At 55.3% G+C, this 857-nt stretch carries 1 protein-coding gene; it reads right to left on the bottom strand.

Translation table 11 applies throughout. The features are described from left to right. Positions 1 to 4: 4 nt before the first annotated feature. Positions 5 to 792, bottom strand: a protein-coding gene (locus ACR0JA_RS23640; RefSeq protein WP_480580416.1) for an IS5 family transposase whose coding sequence is annotated in 2 segments (ribosomal slippage) — positions 5 to 453 and positions 453 to 792 — 789 coding nt in all. Because the reading frame shifts where the segments join, the coding sequence is not laid out codon by codon here. Positions 793 to 857 lie beyond the last annotated feature (65 nt).

Below are 857 nucleotides of genomic sequence, written 5' to 3'. Positions count from 1 at the left end.
TAGGTCATGTTGACAAATAGCGGAGCCATATGCGGATTGACGTGATGTCGACGAAGCCGAGGAAGCTTTCAGCAGTTTTGTCGTAACGTGTCGCGACACGGCGGGCATTCTTCAGCTTGTTGAAGCATCTCTCGACCAGGTTCCGTAGTCGATACAGTGGGCGATCAACACCGACACGCTTCTTTCGCGACTTCCGCATTGGGATCACAGGTTGGATACATCGGCTGCGCATTTGGTCGCGAATGCTGTCGGCATCGTACCCCTTGTCGGCCAGCAGTACTAAAGGTTCCGGCAGATTGTCGTCCATGATGAAGTCGAAGCCAAGATAATCGGACGTCTGGCCTGGTGTGATGTCAGTTCTCATCGGCAGACCGGCGGCATTCACCCGGAGATGGATTTTGGTCGTGAAGCCACCCTTTGAGCGGCCAAAACCCTGTCGCGGAGTCCCCCTTTAGCGCCCGCTGCCTGATGATGGGCGCGAACCACGGTGCTGTCGACCATTTGCAGGGCATCTGGAACGATCCTGCTCTCAATCAGCGCCTCTAGGACCTGCTCCCAGAGGCCGACAAGTGTCCAACGCCGGAACTGCCGATAGACACTTGACCATTTCCCGAACTCTTCAGGAAGGTCCCGCCACGGCGCGCCGGTACGTGCTATCCAGAAAACACCGTCAAGAACAAGGCGGTGGTTGGTAGGTTTTCGCCCATTTGGGGCGCGAACGGAAAGAATGAACTGTTCAAAGAACGCCCACTCCTCGTCCGACATCAAATCTCGTGCCAAGCTGGTCTCCATCGCAGATGTCAGCTTGAATCATGCTCAAAGCCTGATGTGAATCCCTTTTGTCAACACGACCTAGA

This window comes from Ruegeria sp. AM4 (assembly GCF_056540665.1).
This window is presented reverse-complemented; position numbering and strand designations above follow the sequence as displayed.